The sequence below is a fragment of the Paraburkholderia bonniea genome (assembly GCF_009455625.1).
Taxonomy (GTDB): Bacteria; Pseudomonadota; Gammaproteobacteria; order Burkholderiales; family Burkholderiaceae; genus Paraburkholderia; species Paraburkholderia bonniea.
In genome coordinates this window covers 256,558-277,510 of record NZ_QPEQ01000002.1, presented here as the reverse complement: position 1 = coordinate 277,510, position 20,953 = coordinate 256,558, and the positions used below count along the sequence as shown (strand labels likewise).

Here is a 20,953-nt window from a genome sequence, read left to right as displayed (position 1 = left end):
CAGAACTGCCGGTTAAAACCATGCGCCGCACGTTGAGTGCGACGGGCTTTAACCGGCAGGCTGATGCGCAGCAAATACGCCGCACATCAGGGTCAAACATTGGGCTATAGCGGCTGCTTAATAGCTACTTAATGCGCGGGGGCGATCGAGATGAAAACCTGCGCTGCCATCACCACCATGATTTGCTGGCCAGCTGCGACACCGGCCATTTTCAGCGGCTCGCGGCCCTTGATGCGGAACACCGAACCATCCGCTTTTTTCAGGCTGATCACGCCCGTGCTGTGATCGACGCTCTGAACCACGGCGAGGATGCTTTCGCTGTTGCCTGGTACGGTGATTCGGGTTTGGCCAGTAGCGCCGGTTGGATGACCCAGGATTGCTTCACGCGACATCGACACATTGACGGTCTTGCCACGCTTGATCTCGGCCAGATTGCCACCTGACGGATCAATATTGAAAGTGACTTCGCTGCCGTGCTCTGGATCGCTCAGGGTCACCGCACGGGTGGCCATATTGACCGATTTCACGACACCAGGTGCCTGCAGGGTTGAGATGCCAACGAACGGCTCGAATAATTCGATCCCGGCAACCGGTGCGACTTGTGAGATCTCGGGCTGCACTGCAGGCGCGGCGACAGCCAGGCCCGACGTAGCGGAAATCAACGCACCTGCCAGCAGACCTACGACTTTTTTGCTCATGTGAACCTCAGTGGTATGGATATAAAAAATAATAAATAACCGTGATAGCTCACGCGCAACATGCCGCAAGCCGCCTTTATAAAAATGGCAATGACGCAATCAGGACAACAGGTCGGGAAGAGGGTAAAAACGTAACCGCCAGAAACAAATTCAGAGCAGGTCAGATTGGCAAACAGGCCGACATTTTTGCCAGAGACGATTTGAAATTACTCGCATGGACCGGTGGTTCACGCTTGCGTCACTCAACCAGATTTAATGCACCGGCTAGTGTGTTTTTCAGGATGCCCCTTGTCAAGCACCGAAAAACTATTTATATCGAGATAATCAGCCAAACCCCGTCATATCTAATTTTTTGATTTCATTTATATTTCGCGCTGCATATTAGAGCCCTATTTTTTCTCCGGCCCTTCTCGCTAATACCTCACCCTCATTCACCCTCTCATCCACCCTCGTCTGGAAGCGCTTACGGGTTGACGCCGCCTTAAGCCGCCGCCTAAAATCTGCCACTTCATTTTTGGGATAACTGACCTTGGACTGCTGTAGTCACCCACCCTCGTTTGACCCCTTTGCCTGAACGGCAAGACCTTCCCGCCAGATTCCTCCTCTGCCGCCGTCTTGCCTCCACGGCAAAACGTGCGCGTCGCCTAAGTGCTGCCTCCCATGCGCGTTGTCACCCGTGATTCGCCCAGTTGTGCCTGCCCCTGTCAGGTGCGGCCTGAAGCGTAACCGGGCATGACCCGCCTGCGCAGCCATGAGCCCGTGCTTCCTTCACCCATTTCACTGGAGGCAGCTTTTTCATGACTGTCGAATTCATCTTGCGGCTGCTGGCCGCCTTCGCCTGCGGCGTCGCCATTGGCGTCGAGCGCCAGATCCGCCAGCGCATGGCGGGACTCCGCACCATTACGCTGGTTTCCAGCGGTGCCTGCCTGTTCGTCACATTAGGCGTGCTCACAGGCAATGGCACAGCAGGCGTGACGCAAATCGCCGCCTATGTCGTGTCTGGCGTGGGCTTTCTCGGTGGCGGCGTCATCATGCGCGACAAAGGTTCCGTGCAAGGCATCAACACAGCCGCGACCTTGTGGTGTTCGGCTGCGGTGGGCGTGCTCTGCGGCGCGGGACATTACGGCCCGGCCATCGCGGGCACGGTGACCGTCTTGCTGACGAATACCGTGCTGCGCGAAATCAGCCGGTTGATTAATGCCAGTTCGGTGACCAACGCCGACCTCGTCTGCGTATACGTGCTGACCGTGGTGTGCCGCGAGGAAGATGAAATTCATATCCGCACGGCATTGTCGAATTCGATGTATGCGATGCCGTTGTCATTTCAGAGCTTGAGCAGCGAGGACATGCCGCAGCAGCCACAACAACCAGCGCGCCTGCGCGTGAGCGCGCATTTCAAGCTCCACCCTAAAGACCAGCCGAAGCTCGAACGGATGGCGAGCCGTCTCAGCATGGAAAAAGGCGTGTCGAGTGTTAGTTGGGTGGCGCAGGAAGCTGAACCAGCGCCGGAGTGAGGGGATGTTTCAGCTTGCGGCAACACGTGACGGGGCTGCCAGGGCTCCGTCATACGCTGCAGGAAACACTTGCGGCGGCTCGTCACGCACCACCCTTCACGCACCTCGCCAAGCGTTCAGCAAACCGCTGCTGCGTTCGCTGCATTCACGGTCAGGTGCGTTAGCTATGCAACGGCAGCATCGAACCGGTTTCATTGCAGCGGATATGCCAGCTCAAAGCTTGTTCCAGGCAATGAGGGGTTTGTCCGCCACGGCGCAATGCCTGCTGGTAATAATCGCGCAGCAGATCGCGGTACAGCGGATGAGCGCAGGTTTCGATAATCAGCGTCGCGCGCTCCCGTGGCGCGAGGCCCCGCAGATCCGCCAGCCCCTGCTCGGTCACCACCACATCGACATCGTGTTCGTTGTGATCGCAATGCGGCACCATCGGCACGATGCTCGAAATACGTCCACCCTTGGCGATCGACTTCGTGGCGAAAATCGCGCACGAAGCATTGCGCGAAAAATCACCCGAGCCACCGATGCCATTCATCATGTGCGTGCCACCCACATGGGTCGAATTCACATTGCCGTAGATGTCGAATTCGAGCGCGGTATTCAGCGCAATCAGCCCAAGCCGGCGAATCACCTCGGGATGGTTGCTAACCTCCTGCGGCCGCAGCACCAGCCGCTCCCGGTAGCGTTCAAGCTCGCTGAACACCTGCTGCTGACGCGTGGCCGACAGGGTGATCGACGCGCCCGAGGCAAAGGTCACCTTGCCCGCATCCAGCAGATCAAAGGTTGAGTCTTGCAGCACTTCTGAATAAATTTCGAACGGCTCGAACGGCGCTGCGGCAAACCCCGCCAGCACCGCATTGGCAATCGTGCCAATGCCCGCCTGCAATGGCGGCAACGGCGACGGCATCCGCCCATGAGCCATCTCACGCTGCAAAAAATTAATCAAATGCCCAGCGATCAACGCGGTTTCCTCATCGGCGGGCAGCACCGTCGACGGGCTATCCGGCATGTTCGTGATGACAATCGCGGCGATTTTTTCAGGGGGGATTTCGACGGCAACGGTGCCAACCCGGTCGCGTACAGCAACAATCGGCAGCGGCTCACGATGTGGCCGCCGCCCGGGAATCCAGATGTCATGCAGCCCCTCAAGCGCGAGCGGCTGTGCCAGGTTGATTTCAACAATCACCTTGTCAGCAAGAATCGCAAAACTCGCCGAATTGCCCACTGAGGTCGTCAGGATCAGCCCCCCGCTTTCGGTGATGGCAGCGGCTTCGATAATCGCCACATCGAGCTTGCCAAGCTGGTTGGCGCGCAGCATTTCGACGGTCTCGGACAAATGCTGATCGACAAACATCACCTCGCCGCGATTGATCGCCTGGCGCAAGGTCGTATCCACCTGAAACGGCATGCGGCGGGCCAGCACACCGGCTTCGGTCAGCGTCCGGTCAACGTCGTGCCCCAACGAAGCACCGGTAATCAGCGTGATGCGCAGCGGGCCCGCTTCGGTGCGCGCCCGTTCAGCCAGCGCAAGTGGCACCGCCTTGGCATCCCCTGCGCGGGTAAAGCCGCTGGCACCGACACACATGCCATCCTGAATCAACAACGCCGCCTCGGCAGCGGACGTGATTTTGTTACGTACAGCGGCACAGCGAATCCGGTCTTCATACATGACGCTCTGCTCCTTTGCGACGAAATGGACAACGCATGAGCCGGGACATCACCCAATGGCTGGGCAGCGGCGAAGGGCCGATTATCCTCCCGCCACGTGTGCGCTGAAGCGCGCAACGTCTCAGCGCGCTGTTTAGCAAGCTGTTGAAAAACTGTTTTGACGGGCGTCTGCAACCCACATTTGGGGGTGCTGCATCCCTTACCCGAATTGCGCGAGCGGCAGATAGGCCATTTTGAGAGGTCGATATTTTCAGCGCTACCCCTCCTGGAACGTTTTTCAACAGCCTGCTAGTGCATAGAAAACCCACAGAGCCACGCTGCACAGACAGGCCAACAAGTGCAGCACTAGCCGGGGCCATAAAAACGCCTCGCTAAACGTGAACTGCACCTCAAAGGCTGACGCAATGTCCAGCTTTTGAGGTGCAGTTCAACGGAAGGCCGTGCTGGCCAGAAATCAGCGGTGCGTGTGCTGTCATCCAGCTAGCACGCGCATTCAGCAGGCTATTAAGCAGGCCACTAGTCAAATCACCAGCCAGCCGCACAGCCTGCGCGCGCCCATGCGTTAGTGGGCCGCTTGCCCCATGGTGGCCGGCGACTTGACCGCGCAACTCACGCTAACGCTGGAGTTGTCATCGAATGTCATCGTCAGGGGCAGCGTCGAACCAACCTTCAAAGGCTCCGCTGGACGCTCCAGCATCACGTGATAACCCTTCGGCGCAAAGCTCACCGCGCCGTTGGCAGGCACCGGCACAGAGGCTACGTGAACCATCGTCGAGGTGCTGCCATTGGTTTGCGTCTGATGCATCATCACCATGCCAAAAGCGGCGGTTTTGACGCCTGTCAGTGTGCGGGTAGCCGCGCTGTCGTTATGCAGTTCGAAATAGGCCGCTGATGGCGTCGTTCCTGGCATCGCGCGAATCCAGCATTGATCGACGCGCACATCCGCCGCTTGAGCATTCAACGCCACGCTTGCAACGGCCAGCGCCGCGCCCAGTTGAATCAGAGTTGCTTTCATTTTCAATCTCTCCGTTAAAAATGCATTCACTACATAGGCTGGCGCAGCATCAGCGATGCCCGCCGGAATGGTGTTGCGTACTGGCTGCCGCCGCGCTTTGGTACGTCTGCTTGAGTCTGCTTGCGTCTGCTTGCCAGGCGCAGATCACGCAGATCAATCTCCGCCGCATATCAAGCACGCAGCAGCGGCAGCAATCAAGCGAGAACAGGTGGCGCGCGGGGTTGCGCAGCGATGAGAGGGTTCAGGTAATGGAGGCTGGCTGTGGCACCGGCCAAGGCCTTTGAGAACGCTGGGAGCAGCGGCACGGCAAACAATGTTGCAGCACCTGGCACCACCGGCACATCGGCCAGCAAACCGCAATAAGCACACGCTTGCCAATGAAACGCCAGTGGCGCCGAGGGATGGCTAGCCGCGTCATCGGCGAAGCTAGCTGGCGTTGTGCAATAACGCGTGAGCGCGTCCTTCAGTGCATCTGGTGCGGCCAGCGCCTGTGACATAGCCGGTGCTAGCGTCGCCATCAGAATGGCCAGCACGCCCAGCAAACTCACGGTTTTTTGTCGCAGGCAACGCTTCATGCAAGGAACAAAACGGGTGGAGAAAAACGCCCGGATTATGCCATGCACACCTCGCCGCACGGCACAGCATCACACCGCATCACGCAGGGAGCAGCAAGGCTCACGCTAACGAAGATTTGCCTCATGACTGGCAAAGCAAAACCATGCGGCTCGTCATGGGCGTGATGCCGTACCGGAATCATCACGCGCAATGTAAAAAACCCGCTACGCGATGCACGCGCAGCGGGTTTTAGACCAGCCGAGAAAGCCAATAAAGCCAATGAGAGCGAAACCCGGCCACGATTGCCGGGGAGCCGCCGTACCCGTGTCAGAACTTGCCAGCGCTCGAATGCAACGCGGTATAACCCGGCTTAATCAGCAACGCGGCCAGTTGCCGGCGCAGGAGGTTCGCTTCACGGTTGAATGCGATCAGCTGCTCACCCGCCAGCGGTGGTGCTGCAAACCGGCCCGTGAGCCGCAACGGGCTGGTTGGCTGATTGTTTAGCCTTACTTCGAAATGCAGATGCGGGCCAGTAGCGGCACCGGTTCGACCAACCAGGCCCAGCCGCTGCCCCTGGCCAACCCGGTCGCCTTCCTGCAAACCCTCCGCAAATGCCGACAAGTGCGCGTAATACGTCGTGTAACCCGACGCATGACGCACAACAACATAGCTGCCATACCCGCCTGGCTCCTCGCCGACGAATTCAACCACCCCTGGTGCAGCCGCCACCACCGGCGTTCCCACCGGCGCAGCCAGATCAACCCCGGTATGAAGGTGGCGCGAACCTGTGATGGGGTGTACCCGCACGCCAAAACGCGAACTGATGCGCTGATACTGGACTGGCATCGCAAACGGCGTCGAAGCCGCTGCGGGCACACCATCCAGCGTGTAATAGTCGCCCCGGCTCTGACCCGGTGGCACAAACCACAGCGCGCGATAAGTCTTGCCGCCCGAATGCACCTCAAGCGCCGTTACCCGCAACTTCTGCTGCTGTGCCCCCGCTTCATCCACCTGGTCGTAGACGATGCGGTAGCTGTCACCACGGCGTGCCTTTGCTCTCAGATTGAAATGGCCCGCCAGCATATGCAGCGCTTGAGCGCGCACTTCAGCGGGCAAGCGCACACGTGTCAGGGTTTCGTGCAGCGTATGGGTGATTTCACCGGCATGAGTGCCGGCCGGCGAAGGCTGAAACGCAAATGCCTGAGCGCCAGCGAGCGATGTCGAAGCCGCTTTCGCCTCTGCGCGCACCACGCCCGGCGCTGCCTTGCTGGCCTTGCTAACCAGGCTGGCCGCTGTGACACGGCCGCTCCACTCGCGCGCCGAAGCAGGGACATCAAGAGGGGTGCAAATAGAAGGTTGAATCTGGCACATCGAAGCCAGCGCGGACTCGCCCTTGGTAAGAGCCAGCCGTGGCGCAGCGCGCCCGCTTTCCATCAACGCAGGCTTGATGCTGGCCACACGTGGTGCAAGCAAGCTGGCCAGCATCTGCAACGAAACCCGCTCGGCACTGGAAGCACTGGAAGCACTGGAAGCACCAAAGACACCAAAGACATTAGGCATTGCGCCCGCCTGAACTGACGCGGCAGAAACCGCCGAGACCGCAGACGGCGTACCCAGACGGGATAGTGCTGCGGCGAAATCCAGCATTGCCGCTGGTTCGGACGGGTTCAAGCCGGGCTGAATGGCATCCGGCAGCGGCGTTCCAACGTTGACTGCCGCCTGAGCAGACGGCACGGCCAGCATTACAGCACCAGAGAGCACTGCGGAACTCATCACTGCGCCAATGGGGGCTTTACGTTTGAACGGAACAGAAAATGCTGAATTGACGGGGAGCATCTTGCTCACCGGGAAATGGCACGGGTAAGGCCGCATAGAAAGGGGTCTCGCAGTCTGGAACAAAAGGCTGCCAGTGGTTATCGCCATGTCCGGAAAAACACAGCAGCGGCGCGGATTGAATGCGGTGGAATGCAGAGGCCATCCATATCAAGCGAATGCCCTTTTGCGCCGTGTAGTCTGACAACAAGAGGCGTCGAGTCTAACGAAACGACCCCATCTCAAAAATAAGAATAGTCCCAGTGTTTTAAGACAATCTTTTAAGACAATCGCCCTACCCCACGTGTATATCCCAGGGCGCGCCAATCAAGCCACCCCGATAAACTGAACCATTGCCGCACAGGGCTGTACAGGCCTGAACAAAACAGTCTGAACAAAGGTGAATCTCCGGGCACATGCCATTACCCTCGGAAATAAACGTCGAAAAATAAGCCCATTCGACATCTCTTTCAGAAAAATCCCATTCCCGCTTAAATTTGAGCCACGCAGAATGCGCCCTTGCCTCACGTCGCATTTCGACATGTCTCCCGCGCGCCTCATGCGCCAGACGCACTGCCCAGGACCCATAGACGTGAAATCCCCCCTGCTTCTCCGCTGCGGCACGCTGTGTTTCGTGTTGCTGTTATCTGCGTGTTCGTGGCCCGGCTTCCTGCGTCATCCGGAGATCGCATCAGCCCCCGTTGACTGTGCGCTCAGCGTGGCACCTTCAGCGAGCTTCATTTATGGGCCCACGCAAGGCGGCCGCCTCTCCGCCAACCGCGTCGCCAATACCGCAATGACCAGCATCATCCTGAAACAAAGCGTCAGCGCGGCGGTACGCGATGCCGTCAAGGCCAGCCTGGTGGTGGCGCAAGTAGGGGTGAACAATCCACACAAAGTTCTCAGCGGCCGGATCGAGCAGTTTTCCGTGGATGACCTGCGTGCGCCCGCTAACTGGAGCTTGAAAATACGCTATGTCCTCACGGACAGCAGCACGCATAAAACCCTCTATCAATCCACCCAGACCGTGAAGCAGCGCGCCGCCAAATTCACCAGCAACGAAGGCGCGCTGAGCGACACCGTCAATCTCAGCGTGAAAGCGCTGGTCAGCGACCCCGCGTTTATCAGCGCAATGCGCGCAGGCTCGCCAGCATGCACGGGCTCGAGCCATGGCGTGGTTCGCCGGACCGGCTAAACACAACACCACATTGACTTGCCAGGCGGCTAGCAGCGTTCATCACAGCCGCGGGCAATCTAGCCGGGCTCAGGCCACCTGAATCCCACCGTGCTAACCCCGCGCCTGAACCTCGTGCGTTTAAGCCCATTGCAGGCTCTTTGAACCGCCTGACTCGCCTGGCCCACCTGACTTGCGCAGAACAACGTAATGAGCGCTTCACCCTCAGGAAAAGCCAGCGCGCCTAACCGGTTAAATAGCGCTACTCGCCTTCATGCTGGTGCACCTTTGAGCGTCACCAGAAGAATTGCGCCATTGCGCTACGGCACACAAAGCAGTAACCACACAGCACACAACAAACCTAGGCTGGCCCGCCAGCGCCAATGCCCCCATAAGGGGGCATTGGCCGTCACAGACACCCGAACTACCCAGCACGCAGGCTGGGCGACGGGTTATAGCGGGCTAGCGTCAGTTAAAAGCGCCACAGCAAGTTGCCTTCGACCGCGTTATCGCGGTAGCCGCTACCGTACTGGCCGGTGTACGACACCCCAACGGTCACGTGCTTGCCGAGGCCCAGATCAATCCCGACTTCCACTACCCCGCTATCGCGGGCCAGCGGCACCCCGCTAATCGTGAAGGTGCCTGAGCCACCCGCAAACGCCATATCCGAAGTTGGAATCACCGAGCCAAACGCATGGCGCCAGCCGAGCATCACACGTGGCGTCAACACCTTGGCCCCGCTCAGTTCAAAGTTCGTCGCGGCCCGGACCCCAAGGGTCGAATACGTCAGGTTTTGCGAGTCGCTAGCGCTGTGCAGTGCAGCTGGGCCACCACTTTCAGTGAAATCACTGGTGTGCAGATTCACGTAAGCCAGCCCGACGAAGGGTTCAAACGCGTAGCGCCCAAGTGGCAGCGCATACCCGACTTCGCCAAATACCTGGGTCGTGCCCGCGTTGTAGCTCGATGAACTAGCCGCTGAGAATCCAGGGAAGTTCGCACTGCGATCAGCGTGTACCCGGTTCCATGTGTATGCAGTGCCCAAACGCACGCCCAGCGAGCCAAACTGCGCTCCACCGTAAAGCGCCAGGTGATAGCTGTCGATCGAGTCCGAAGCGTTGCTATTACTGTTATCGAACGCCGCATGGCCCACCCCGCCCGCTATACCAACGCGCCACGTATCGTTCAGCGTGCCGTCCGCACCCAGCACGAAGCCCGTGGCGCTGCGGTCCACACTCGCGGCGTTGCCATCGGTGCCAATCCGCCCTCTTGAGCCATACATCTGGCCCCAGACCGCAGGTGCGCGCCGCGCATTCGCCGCACATTCGCCACGGTTCATCGCACCCGCACTGGCGTCATCCGCGTCGCCAGCCGCAGGCTGACCTGAGTCGCATGCCACCGCGCCAGCCGCTCCAGCAGCCAGTGCCGCCAGCGGCCCCGCAGCGGGTGCCAGCGCCTGCCGCGTGCGGGACGTCACAGCGTCGCGCAGATACCGGCTGTCATCCAGCATCACGCCTTTGGCACTGGCATGAATCTCACCCGAGAGATCAGCGAATGCCGAGCGCGCATTAGCCCCGTCCAGCTGCACCACCGCGTTATAGAGCGGGTTATCGTTCCCCAGCGGCTCAAGCGCCCCGGCAACCGCTTTTTCATCCGTGGTCACGGCAATGTCCGGGAAGCTACGGTCATTGCGAAGCAAGCCGAGATACACGTGCTTGGCGTCATAGCGCAGGTTGGGTGTCAGAAACGCGAGGTTGGAAGTGGCACCGGCAAATACGCCATTCACGCCGCCATCGGCCGTGAGAATCGTGTAGGTATTGCTCGGTGCGTACTGGCCTGGCACGGGCAGAACCTGAACCGTGCCGCCGCTCAGCGTAGCTGTGCCGCCAGCATTGATCTGGTCAGCCTGCAACTGCGGATTGACCTTGACCCGATACAGCGAGCCTGGCGCAAAACTAACGTCGCCACCGACGCCCAGCGTGCCAATCAACGGCCCCATTGCCGCCGTGCCGCCAGTGTTGACCACCAGGCCAGCGGTGCGGCCAGTGCCACTGAAGGTTGCGCCCGTATTTACCGTGACCTTCGACGCCGCAATCGAGCCATTGTTGAGCGCCAGCGTGCCGCCATTCACGATCGTCGGGCCGGAGTAGCTGCTGGCACCGTTCAGCGTCAGTTGCCCGCCGCCGTTCTTGACCACGCTCCCTGTGCCACTGATGCTGCCGCCATAGGCAATATCGTTGCTCCGGTTGTACGCCAGCGTGCCGTTGTTCACCACGTTGCCCGTGATGCTGCCGCTGGTGCCGCCGTTACCCAGTTGCAGCGTGCCGCCATTGATGGTGGTGACGCCGTTATAGGTGTTGTCGCCAGTCAGCGTCAGCGTGCCGCTACCGCTCTTGGCCAGCGTGCCCTCGCCGGTTATCGAACCGGCGTAGTTGCCGTCATTGGTAATCGACAGTGCACCGGTGCCCAGATCTATCCGCACTGCCGGGTTGGTGCTGTTGAGCCCGCCTTGTTCGAGATTGAAGTTGTGCAGGTTGAGCCGGCCGTCATTCAGCGTGATCGGGCCCGTGCCCAGTGCGTGGTCCGTGCCGACGTTTAGTACCCCGGCGTTGAGCACCGTGCCGCCGCTATACGTATTGGATGCAGTCACCGTGAGATTCGCGGCACCGTTCTTGACCAGGCCACCTGCGCCCGATATCACACCGTTCAGCGTCAGGTCATTCAAGCCACCGATGGTTATCTGCGCGCCAGGGTTCAACGCGACGGCGTTGCCGAGATTGATGGCCTGGGTGCTATCCAGCGCACCCGCCCCATTGACGCTCAAGGTGCCCGTGCCAAGCGCATCGGCATTGCCCACGATCAAGCCGCCAGCGTTCAGCGCAGTGCCACCCGTGAAGCTGTTCGCGTTCGTCAGCGTGACGGTGCCGCTGCCCTCCTTGACGATCCCGCCACTGCCGTTCACCACACCGCTAAAGGTTTGATTAGCCTCGTTACCGAAGGTCAGCGTGTTGCCGCCCAGCGCCACCTTAGTGCCATCGACGCCGCTTAAGCTGCCAATCGTCTGGTTGCCACCCTTGGTGATATCGAAGCCTGCACCGTGGTCCGCCAGATTCACCGCGCCAGTAGCCGCCAGCGAGCCGCCTGCGCCGATAGCCAGCGTGCCAGCCTTGACCGTCGTGCCGCCTGTGAAGGTGTTCGTGCCAGTCATGGTTTCGGTGCCACCCCCTTGTTTGACCAGACCACCCGTGCCATTCACCGCGCCGTCAAAGATTTGATTGCTCGCATTGCCGAAGGTCAGCGTGTTGCCGCCCAGCGCCACCTTGCTGCCCGCATCTCCGCCCAGGCTGCCAATCGTCTGGTTGCCGGCCTGAATGATGTCGAAGGTTGCGCCCGAGCCTGCCAGGTTCACAGCTCCAGTAGCCGCCAGTGAACCGCCTGCGCCGAGGGCCAGCGTGCCCTCATTAATCGTCGCGCCACCCGTAAAGGTGTTCGCGCCACTCAAGGTTTCAGTGCCGCTGCCTTGTTTAACCAAGCCACCCGTGCCGTTCATCGCACCATTAAAGATGTGATTGTGTTCATCGCCTAAGGTCAGCACGTGGCCGCCCAGTGCCACCGTGCTGCCAGCCACGCCGCTTAAGCCGCTAATCGTCTGGTTGCCCGCTTGCGTCAGATTGAGGCTCGTACCGTTGCCAGTCAGATTCACTTCGCCTGTCGCCGCCAATGCGCCGCCGGCACCGATTTCGAGCGTGCCTGCCTTGATGGTCGTGCCGCCTGTGAAGGTGTTTTTACCGGTCAGTTTCTCCGTGCCACTGCCGTCCTTGACGATGCCGCCCGTGCCATTCAGCACACCGCCAAAGGTTTGATTGCCTGCGTCGCCGAAAGTCAGCTTGTTGCCACCCAGTTCGACCGTGCTGCCACTCGCCCCGCTCAAGCCGCCAATCGTCTGGTCAGCTTTCCCCCCTGAAATATCGAAGCTCGCGCCGCTAGCCAGATCCACCGCGCCCGTTGCGGCCAGCGCTCCGCCCTCACCGAGAGCCAGCTTGCCTGCGCTGATCGTCGTACCGCCGGTGAAGGCGCTTTTGCCGGTAAAGGTTTCGGTGCCGCTGCCTACCTTGACGAGGCTGCCGGTGCCATTCACCACGCCGCCAAAGGTTTGATTGCCCTCGCTACCGAAGGTCAGCTTGTTGCCGCCCAGCTCGACCATGGTGTCAGCTATGCCGCTTAAGCCGCCAATCGTCTGGTTGCCGCCCTGGGTGATATCGAAGATGGCCCCGGTACCATCCAGATGCACCGTGCCACTCGCTGCCAGCGAGCCGCCTGCGCCAATGGCCAGCTTGCCCGCGTTGACCGTCACGCCTCCGATGAAAGTGTTTTTTCCGGTGAGGGTTTCGGTGCCGATGCCACCCTTGACCAGACCACCCGTGCCGCTCACTACGCCGTCAAAGCTGTGACTGACTTCGTCGCCGAAGAACAGCGTGTTACCGCCCAGCGTCACCGTGCTGCCACTCACACCGCTCAAGCCACCAATCGTCTGCTTAACTTTCGCCCCGGAGAGATCAAGGTCAGTGCCGCTTTTCGCCAGGTGCACCGCACCCGTTGCCGCCAGCGAGCCGTCTGCGCTGATAGCCAGCTTGCCTGCGTTGATCGTCGTGCCGCCAGTAAAGGTGTTCGTGCCAGTCAAAGTCTCCGTGCCGTTACCTTGCTTGACGATGCCACCTGTGCCGCTTATCGCACCAACGAAGGTTTGATCGCTGCTATCGCCGAAGGTCAGCGTGTTGCCGCCCAGCACGACCTCGCTGTCTCTCGCGCCACTCAACGAACCAATCGTCTGATTGCCGCCAGCGGCAATATCAAAGACCGTTCTCTCGCCCACCAGGTGGCCCGCCAGATTCACTGCGCTGGTCGCCACCAGCGAGCCACCTGCACCGATGGCCAGCGTGCCCTCATGAATCACCACGTCTCCAGTGAAGGTGTTCGCGCCAGTTAACGTCTCGGTGCCAACACCTTCCTTGGCAATGCCGCCCGTGCCGCTCACTACGCCACCGAAGGTTTGATTGCCCTTGCCGCCGAAGGTCAGCGTGTTGTCGCCCAGCGTGACGGTGCTGCCACTCAAGCCGCTCAGGCCGCCAATCGTCTGGTTGCCGCCGCCGCTGATATCGAAGCTCGCCCCGCTAGCGTTCAGATTCACCGTGCCCGTGGCCGCCAGCGAACCGCCTTTGCCCATGGCCAGCGTGCCCGCATTGACTGTCGCCTCGCCCGTGAAGGTGTTTTTGCCGGTTAAGGTTTCCGTGCCGCTGCCTTCCTTGACGATGCCGCCCGTGCCATTCAACGCGCCGCCAAAGGTTTGATTGCCTGCGTCGCCGAAGGTCAGCGTGTTGTCGTCCAGTTCGATCTTGCTGCCACTCGCTCCGCTCAAGCCGCCAATCGTCTGGTCAGCTTTCCCCTTTGAGATATCGAAGCTCGCACCGCTAGCCAGATTCACCGCGCCAGTGGCCGCCAACGCACCGCCCTCACCGAGGGCCAGCGTGCCTGTGCTAATCGTCGTGCCGCCGGTGAAGGTGCTTTTGCCAGTGAAGGTTTCCGTGCCGCTGCCTACCTTGATGAGGCTGCCGGTGCCATTCACCGCGCCGCCAAAGGTTTGATTGCCCTCGCTACCGAAGGTCAGCGTGTTGCCGCCCAGCTCGACCTTGCTGCCACTCGCCCCGCTTAAACCGCCAATCGTCTGCTTGCCGCCATTGCTGATATCAAAGATGGCCTTGGCACCATCCAGATGCACTGTGCCATTCGCTGCCATCGAGCCGCCTGCGCCAATAGCCAGCGTGCCCTCATTGACCGTCACGCCACCGGTGAAGGTGTTCGTGCCAGTGAGGGTTGCGATGCCGCTGCCGCCCTTGACCAACCCTCCCTCGCCACTCACTACGCCGTCAAAGCTGCGATCAACTCCGTCGCCGAAGAACAGCGTGTAGCCGCCCAGCGTCACCGTGCTGTCACTCACGCCGCTCAAGCCACCAATCGTCTGGTGAGCTTTCGCCCCGGAGATATCGAAGCCTGCTTTTTTATCCGCGAGGTTCACCGCACCCGTTGCGGCCAACGCACCGCCTTCGCCGATAGCCAGCGTGCCCGCGTTGATCGTCGTGCCGCCGGTGAAGGTGTTTTTGCCGGTTAAGGTTTCTGTGCCGCCGCCTTCTTTGACGATGCCACCCGTGCCATTCAGCGCGCCACCAAAAGTTTGATTGCCTGCGTCACCGAAGGTCAGCTTGTTGCCACCCAGTTCGACCTTGGTGTCAGCTATGCCGCTTAAGCCGCCAATCGTCTGGTTGCCGCCATTGCTGATATCGAAGGTGGCCTTGGAACCCTCCAGATGCACCGAGCCACTCGCCGCCAGCGAGCCACCTGTGCCGATGGCCAGCGTGCCCTCATTTACCGTCACGCCTCCGGTGAAAGTGTTCGTGCCCGTGAGCGTTTCAGTACCGCTGCCTTTCTTGATCAAACCGCCCGTGCCGCTCACTGCGCCACCGAAAGTTTGACTGTCCTCGTCACGGCCGAAGCTCAGCGTGCTGTTGCCCAGCGTGACCTTGGTGTCAGCTATGCCGCTCAGGCCGCCAATCGTCTGGTTGCCACCGTCGCTGATATCAAAGGTCGCGCCGCTGCCGTTCAGATTCACCGTGCCCGTAGCCACCAGCGAACCGCCTTCGCCGATAGCCAGCGTGCCCGCGTTGATCGTCGTGCCGCCGGTGAAGGTGTTTTTGCCGGTTAAGGTTTCTGTGCCGCCGCCTTCCTTGACGATGCCACCCGTGCCATTCAGCGCGCCGCCAAAAGTTTGATTGCCTGCGTCACCGAAGGTCAGCTTGTTGCCACCCAGTTCGACCGTGCTACCACTCGCCCCGCTCAAGCCGCCAATCGTCTGGTTGCCACCGTCGCTGATATCAAAGGTCGCGCCGCTAGCCAGATCCACCGCGCCAGTGGCCGCCAGCGAGCCGCCCACACCAATAGCCAGCTTGCCTGCGCTGATCGTCGTGCCACCCGTGAAAGTGTTTGTGCCGGTAAAGGTTTCGGTGCCACTGCCTTGCTTGACAATGCCGCCCGTGCCGCTCACTGCGCCGCCAAAGGTCTTATCGGTCTTATCGACCTTATCGCCGAAGCTCAGCGTGCTGTTGCCCAGTGTGACCACGCTGCCCGCCACACCGCTTAAGCTGCCGATCGTTTGATTGCCACCCGGATCAATATCGAAGATCGCTTTAGCGCCCGCGAGATCCACCGCTCCAGTAGCAGCGAGCTTGCCGCCCACGCCCAGTTGCAGCGTGCCATCAAGGATTTTGGTGCCACCCGTGAACTCGTTGGCCCCCGTGAAGGTATCGATACCGCTGCCCTGCTTGACGATGCCGCCCGTCCCTGACGCCACACCCGCAAAGGTGTGCTTGTTCGTATCACCGAAAGTCAGCGTGTGCTCGCCCAAATCCACCTTGCTGCCACCGACACCCGACAGCGAGCCAATTGTCTGGTCATCGCTAGCCGACATATCGAACGTCGCGGTCCCGCCCGAGAGATTCAGCCCGCCCGCAACCGACAAGCTGCCGTCCGCCCCAAGCGCGAGCGTGCCGCTGTTGATCTCGGTGCCACCGGTGAAAGTGTTGGAACCATTGAGTGTCAGCGTCGCAGCGCCCTTTTTGATGATCCCGCCACTGCCCGCGATCACGCCGTTCAGACTGAGATCATGCGAGCCCGCGAGCGTCAGATCGTTATCGCCAGTCAAGTTAATCGCGTTAGTCAGCGTCACGTTGCCAAGGCTGTCGAGGGTCCCCGCACCCCCCACGGTCAGCGCATTCAGCGTGCCTTTACCCAGCGAATCAGCACTGCCCACCACCAGCGTGCCGCCATTCAGCGTGGTGCCTCCGGTGTACTGGTTCGCCTCACTCAGCGTCAGTTGGCCATCATCGTTTTTGATCAGGCTGCCCGAGCCCGACAGAACTCCGTCAAGCGTGGACGCTTTATTGCCCTGAACCGTCAAGCCGCTTTTCAGATTGACGTCGTTATTCAGTTTCAGGCCGTCTACGCCAGCCTGTAGCGCACCGCCTGCCGCCGTCAGCACACCCGTGCCGAAAACCGAGTTATTGCCCGCCACCACCACACCACCGCTCAGCGTCGCATCCTGCATACCGGTTAGCGCATCGTTGAGCGTCCACGTGCCGCTATTCACGCCAAGATGCTGGAAGTTGGTATAGGTGCCGCTGGAGATCGTGCCCACACCTGAATTTCCGGTACCAGAGCCCGACGCCGAGTTTTGCAACCGCAGCGTGTTATTGCCGCCCGCACCGCCGTCCACCGTGCCCGTTGCGGCAAAGCCCAGCTTGATACCGATTACGTCGAGCACATTCAATCCGAGGCTGCTGCCTGCCGCGACGGTTGAACCCGTTACCGCCGTGAAAGTATTGGTGCCATTAGCACCCATCGAGACGCTGCCAGAGATGCTGCCGCCATTGATGAAGGTATTGCCCACGCCGGCCTTGCCTGCGGTCTCGAACGCGACACGTCCAGTGATATTGCCGGTGTTGACCATATTCACCTGAGCGCCACCGCTAAGCGCCACCACCGGCGCATCCGACGGGAACAACGTCACGCCCAGCAATGGCGACGACCCGATGGTGCCGGAGTTCGTGACGTTGGTCACACCGCCCACGCCGTTGTCGACCGCTAGCGCCATTCCGTCCAGATTATTCAGACTCAATCCCAGCAGTTGGCTGGTGCCCTTTATCGCACCGCTATTCGTCACGTTCATGGTGCTGGCTTCGCCGTTGCCCATCGACACGCCTTGTGACAGCACAGAAAGCAGCCCCAAGATAGACGGGTCAATCACGCCAGCATTGCTGAGCGTCAAATTCTTGCCGCCCAGCGTCATCGCCGTGCCAATACTCAAGACACCTGCTCCAACCGTCGCACTCTTTTCGACGGTGACGTTCAGGTTATCGGCATTGTTCATATACGAGGGGTTCAGAATCGGGGCCGGGCCTTTACAGTTGACCGTCGTACCGGTAGCCGTACACGTGGCGAATACCGTTGCTGATGCCAGCAGCAAACCGCCCGCCGGGAGCACCAACGTCAGCATCTGCAACACCGGCCGGAGCGGTCTTTTTACCGAACCTGACCGAGCCACCCGCATGCCTGACAGCACCGACGGGAACACACGCACCGTGCCGACGGTGTCACTCCGTCCGGCACTGCCTTTGGTAGCGCTTTTAGCCAGCTCAGAGGCGACGGTCCATGCACCCTTCGCTTTATTCCAGACCACGCGATAAACCTTGCTCATGTTTTCCTCTACTAGATTAATCAGGTCGATTTTTTATTCGGCCCGGCTTTGGCCGGCACTAAAGCCAGATCACCAAAACTTCAATGCCAATAAATTTTCAAATAGCCTGATAAAGACATAAATTATTCAAAAAATCAGGCCGAGTTATGCCAGAACGCATAATCGCGCCCGATTCACACAAATTTGAAATAGTTACCTAAGCCATACCAACAAAGGCTCTGACGTTAATTTCAGGGCGAACAGCAACCCCGCGCCAGATAAAGCGCAGTTAAATCGTTTGACATATCAGGAATGCCCTCTCGCTTAATTTTGTTTGCAATGCGATATATATTTACACAAACCAGGATGGTCCGCACAAGTAATTTCGATAAAATTTACCCGGATATTCTTAATTACTCTTATAAAAATCCTGGTCAATCTGTACTCATTCCATATCTCGAATTGATTGAATAAGATTAATCAAAAATTAATGCGTAATGGATTTGGGACGGGGGGAGGGAGAGTGACCTGTCCGGCGATTTTCAGACCAGTTGCAACAGGTGATGCGGCAATTACAGGTCAAGCTGCTCCGTGAGCTCACGCTCCAGTACATCAGCTCATGTCCCGAGACCAGCAGCCCAAACTAAAAACACTGTTTGCCGATCACACCACCGCGGCGCGCTAAACGGCGACGCACACTGGCGCCCCGTGGGCGGGTAGCTTTCGCGGCGCGAACCCGGAATGGCGGGATGGCGGGCACGCACAGCGTCGCAGCCGAAGCACGCCGGCACGAAAGCCCCAAAGGCTGGGACAGCTGCATTTTTTGAGCACCGCGATACCCCGGACAGTTGCTCACGTCTGAGGCTGGCACACTAGCGTGCGCGACGGTGGCCGGATCCCGCCACCGTGCACCAACTGAGCCACCCCAGTCTGTGGAGATGTGTTCACGCTGCGAGCGCTGCAGGAGATCGTCAAGGTCGCGGGGCTCAGGCATCCGGGGATTTACGCGCGCATCACATCGTGCTGCGGGTCTCATCGTATGAGGTGCGGCAGATGTCGGAGTTGCTGAAGTATCTGGAGCCGGGGGATTTGCTGAGCGGGAATTATCGCTATTCGCTGTATGAAACCGGGTAACCACGGGTGCGGAGTGATTCGTTTGCGGCACTGCGGATGATAAGACCGTAGCGGCGCAGTGAGGCAAATGCATTAACGAGCCCCGGCATCCGCTCTGGTAGCGGGGACTCTTTTGGCAATGGTTAAATATGCGTTATTTAAATTAATCGCCGAAGCCAGATTTTGCTAATTTTATTAAAATAATGATCTCTGTGATTTTTTCCTATGAAGTGAAGCCCCAATTATCAACCTTTAACTTTTCATGCCCTGGACTTTTGAAATACTCTTCGGTTATCCCCGTCCCACTAAAATCAATCACCACTTCCTTATCAGGAAACACGACTACAAACTCTGTGAGATTAGAGCAACCCTCAAGAAAAATTCCTCTTAGATTGATGCATTTGGAAAAATCGGCATTAAATCTGACAATATTCGTATCCCCCATATATAGCATCTCCAGACTTTCAGGAGAGTCAACCAAACAGGTCTTGAGTGGATTAAGAGAAATATCTAGATTTCTTAAATTCTTGATATTTTTTATTTCAAACACCTCAATCTTATTTCTCGACAAAGTCAAATTAATCAATTTCTCCGGATATCTATCAAGCCCCCTGACAATTCCGCAGTCAATCCCCGATATGCGCTCGACACTATTGGGCAAGTTATCTGGAAGATGGCCAACCGGATTTCGATCAAAAATCAACTCCTTCAAACCACGAGGCCAGATTGACGGCCACTTTTTAATTGCATTGCCGCTAACCGAAAGGTAAGTTATATTTGATTCATATAAATCATCAGGCAATGACAAAAGAGAATTATTGTTCGCAATAATCGTAGTAACGTGTTTCGGCAAAGGTGTCGGGATCGCTGAAATACAACCATCTGAAAGGTTTATCACAGTGCTTCCGCTTTCCATCTGTTTCGTTACGTAAACTATATTATGCCTTGTATGCAATGAGCACCAGTCGTTGTCGGGTATATATCCCCCTCCCGTCAAGAAGGCATAGATTTTCCTACGTTTGAGGAAATATCCCCAGAATTTGGCGTACCAACCCGGAAATCCCCCGCACTAACCTGATTCGTCTGAAACGGTATATTTTTATTCCGAGAAAACTGGATGTCTAGTGGAATTTCTCCATTATTTGCCGCACGTGAATTCTGGTCGATTGAGTTATTCACACGAACAGATTCATTATCTTAATTGACAAAACTATAATTAACCCCAATCTTTAGAAAATTAACTTTGCCACTCCCCGACATATTGCACACTCCACAAAAAATCCATCTGTTAAAAAGAGAAATTAATTTTCACCCGCTTATTTCCCATGCCTAACCTAAGTGACACTTCCAAACCAAACGTTCCAGGCCGCACGCGCCACCAGAAAAATCGCTGCCTACCGCAACAGTTATAAAAAACGTGGCCTCAAAACCAGGGTCTGCGCTTTTCGCTACAACACAACATCATCAAGCCACTGAACCGCGCCGGGTTTGTGCAGATGTGCTGGCTCAAGTTGTTGATAGGGGGTGGGATTTCCGCCCAGCGTGAGCGCCCCACTTCATCCGCTCGCAAGGCGAGGTATAAGGCGTTCACCCTGAAGCGCTTCATCGCCTTGTACAAGCCATCGCGCGTCATCCCGAGCTCACCGGCCATGCAGTAAGCCAGAAGCACATGGAACGATTTCCAGAACAAAGTTACATAGACGATATTGCGATATAACTTTATTTCTAAATGCCAAAAAAAATCCAGAAAACTCTCGACATACACTTAAAAACTTTTTCGAAAAATGACACGCCGCTGAAAAAAAATAAATTCAGCATTAGCGAAAATGAAGCTGTTCAGCGAAATATAGAAAAAAACTTTTCCACAAAGAGATTATCGCCAGAGAGGAATCCCCGGCGATCGCAAATAAAACTCCTCCAGCGCTAACCTTACGCATTAACCTTCTCGAGCTCATTAAGCAAGACATCAATCCAGAAAAAAATATCAATTTCCTCGCCAAAATAAATAGCCAAACAAAACTCCCGAGCATCACGTTTCTACCTTTAATTAAAGCCATACTCGATGACGAATGCAAGTTACCGCGCACGCCAAAAGAATACGCCCTTCTGTCAACCATCTGCAAGGCG

General features: G+C 58.1%; 10 protein-coding genes and 1 pseudogene. 3 read left to right on the top strand and 8 right to left on the bottom strand.

Annotated elements, in window-relative coordinates; genetic code table 11:
- Positions 1 to 128 precede the first annotated feature (128 nt).
- Positions 129 to 698: a hypothetical protein gene (locus GH656_RS15160; RefSeq protein ID WP_153076897.1), complete on the bottom strand. Its 570-nt coding sequence runs from the start codon at positions 696 to 698 to the stop codon at positions 129 to 131.
- A 797-nt stretch (positions 699 to 1,495) separates the two neighbouring features.
- Here GH656_RS15160 and GH656_RS15155 point away from each other — a divergent pair.
- Positions 1,496 to 2,212, top strand: coding sequence for an MgtC/SapB family protein (locus GH656_RS15155; protein WP_153076896.1), 717 nt, complete (start codon positions 1,496 to 1,498; stop codon positions 2,210 to 2,212).
- 160 nt (positions 2,213 to 2,372) lie between these two features.
- On the opposite strand, the gene scpC is transcribed toward GH656_RS15155, so the two are convergent.
- The 4 genes from scpC to GH656_RS15135 all read right to left on the bottom strand — a co-directional run bounded on the left by scpC (position 2,373) and on the right by GH656_RS15135 (position 7,220).
- On the bottom strand, positions 2,373 to 3,878 hold the full coding sequence (gene scpC, locus GH656_RS15150; RefSeq protein ID WP_153076895.1) for a succinyl-CoA:acetate CoA-transferase ScpC: 1,506 nt from the start codon (positions 3,876 to 3,878) through the stop codon (positions 2,373 to 2,375).
- Positions 3,879 to 4,439: 561 nt separating this feature from the next.
- Positions 4,440 to 4,892 carry a copper chaperone PCu(A)C gene (locus tag GH656_RS15145; RefSeq protein ID WP_153076894.1) on the bottom strand — a complete coding sequence of 151 codons (453 nt, stop codon included), beginning with the start codon at positions 4,890 to 4,892 and terminating at the stop codon, positions 4,440 to 4,442.
- A gap of 194 nt (positions 4,893 to 5,086) precedes the next feature.
- Positions 5,087 to 5,467, bottom strand: a complete 381-nt coding sequence (locus GH656_RS15140) for a DUF2946 domain-containing protein (protein WP_153076893.1) — start codon at positions 5,465 to 5,467, stop codon at positions 5,087 to 5,089.
- 307 nt (positions 5,468 to 5,774) lie between these two features.
- Positions 5,775 to 7,220: a M23 family metallopeptidase gene (locus GH656_RS15135; RefSeq protein WP_174769799.1), complete on the bottom strand. Its 1,446-nt coding sequence runs from the start codon at positions 7,218 to 7,220 to the stop codon at positions 5,775 to 5,777.
- 631 nt (positions 7,221 to 7,851) lie between these two features.
- Here GH656_RS15135 and GH656_RS15130 point away from each other — a divergent pair.
- On the top strand, positions 7,852 to 8,454 hold the full coding sequence (locus GH656_RS15130) for a hypothetical protein (RefSeq protein WP_153076891.1): 603 nt from the start codon (positions 7,852 to 7,854) through the stop codon (positions 8,452 to 8,454).
- 451 nt (positions 8,455 to 8,905) lie between these two features.
- Here GH656_RS15130 and GH656_RS15125 read toward each other — a convergent pair whose 3' ends face one another.
- Positions 8,906 to 17,734, bottom strand: a complete 8,829-nt coding sequence (locus tag GH656_RS15125) for an autotransporter-associated beta strand repeat-containing protein (RefSeq protein ID WP_153076890.1) — start codon at positions 17,732 to 17,734, stop codon at positions 8,906 to 8,908.
- Between the two features lie 925 nt (positions 17,735 to 18,659).
- On the opposite strand from GH656_RS15125, the pseudogene GH656_RS15120 reads away from it, so the two are divergent.
- Positions 18,660 to 18,847: pseudogene (locus tag GH656_RS15120) on the top strand (FMN-binding glutamate synthase family protein); the annotation flags it as partial.
- Between the two features lie 202 nt (positions 18,848 to 19,049).
- Here GH656_RS15120 and GH656_RS15115 read toward each other — a convergent pair.
- Entirely contained in the window at positions 19,050 to 19,742 is a 693-nt protein-coding gene (locus GH656_RS15115) for a hypothetical protein (RefSeq protein ID WP_153076889.1), read from the bottom strand.
- A gap of 507 nt (positions 19,743 to 20,249) precedes the next feature.
- The gene (locus GH656_RS15110) at positions 20,250 to 20,591 is read right to left on the bottom strand and encodes a hypothetical protein (RefSeq protein WP_153076888.1); all 342 of its coding nucleotides are present in this window, start codon (positions 20,589 to 20,591) and stop codon (positions 20,250 to 20,252) included.
- Positions 20,592 to 20,953: the final 362 nt, after the last annotated feature.

What these genes read in the sequence shown, in the direction of transcription:
- GH656_RS15160 (WP_153076897.1), bottom strand. Translation starts at nt 698, where the DNA reads ATGAGCAAAAAAGTCGTAGGTCTGCTGGCAGGTGCGTTGATTTCCGCT.
- GH656_RS15125 (WP_153076890.1), bottom strand. Translation starts at nt 17,734, where the DNA reads ATGAGCAAGGTTTATCGCGTGGTCTGGAATAAAGCGAAGGGTGCATGG.
- scpC (WP_153076895.1), bottom strand. Translation starts at nt 3,878, where the DNA reads ATGTATGAAGACCGGATTCGCTGTGCCGCTGTACGTAACAAAATCACG.
- GH656_RS15135 (WP_174769799.1), bottom strand. Translation starts at nt 7,220, where the DNA reads ATGAGTTCCGCAGTGCTCTCTGGTGCTGTAATGCTGGCCGTGCCGTCT.
- GH656_RS15145 (WP_153076894.1), bottom strand. Translation starts at nt 4,892, where the DNA reads ATGAAAGCAACTCTGATTCAACTGGGCGCGGCGCTGGCCGTTGCAAGC.
- GH656_RS15140 (WP_153076893.1), bottom strand. Translation starts at nt 5,467, where the DNA reads ATGAAGCGTTGCCTGCGACAAAAAACCGTGAGTTTGCTGGGCGTGCTG.
- GH656_RS15155 (WP_153076896.1), top strand. Translation starts at nt 1,496, where the DNA reads ATGACTGTCGAATTCATCTTGCGGCTGCTGGCCGCCTTCGCCTGCGGC.
- GH656_RS15115 (WP_153076889.1), bottom strand. Translation starts at nt 19,742, where the DNA reads ATGGAAAGCGGAAGCACTGTGATAAACCTTTCAGATGGTTGTATTTCA.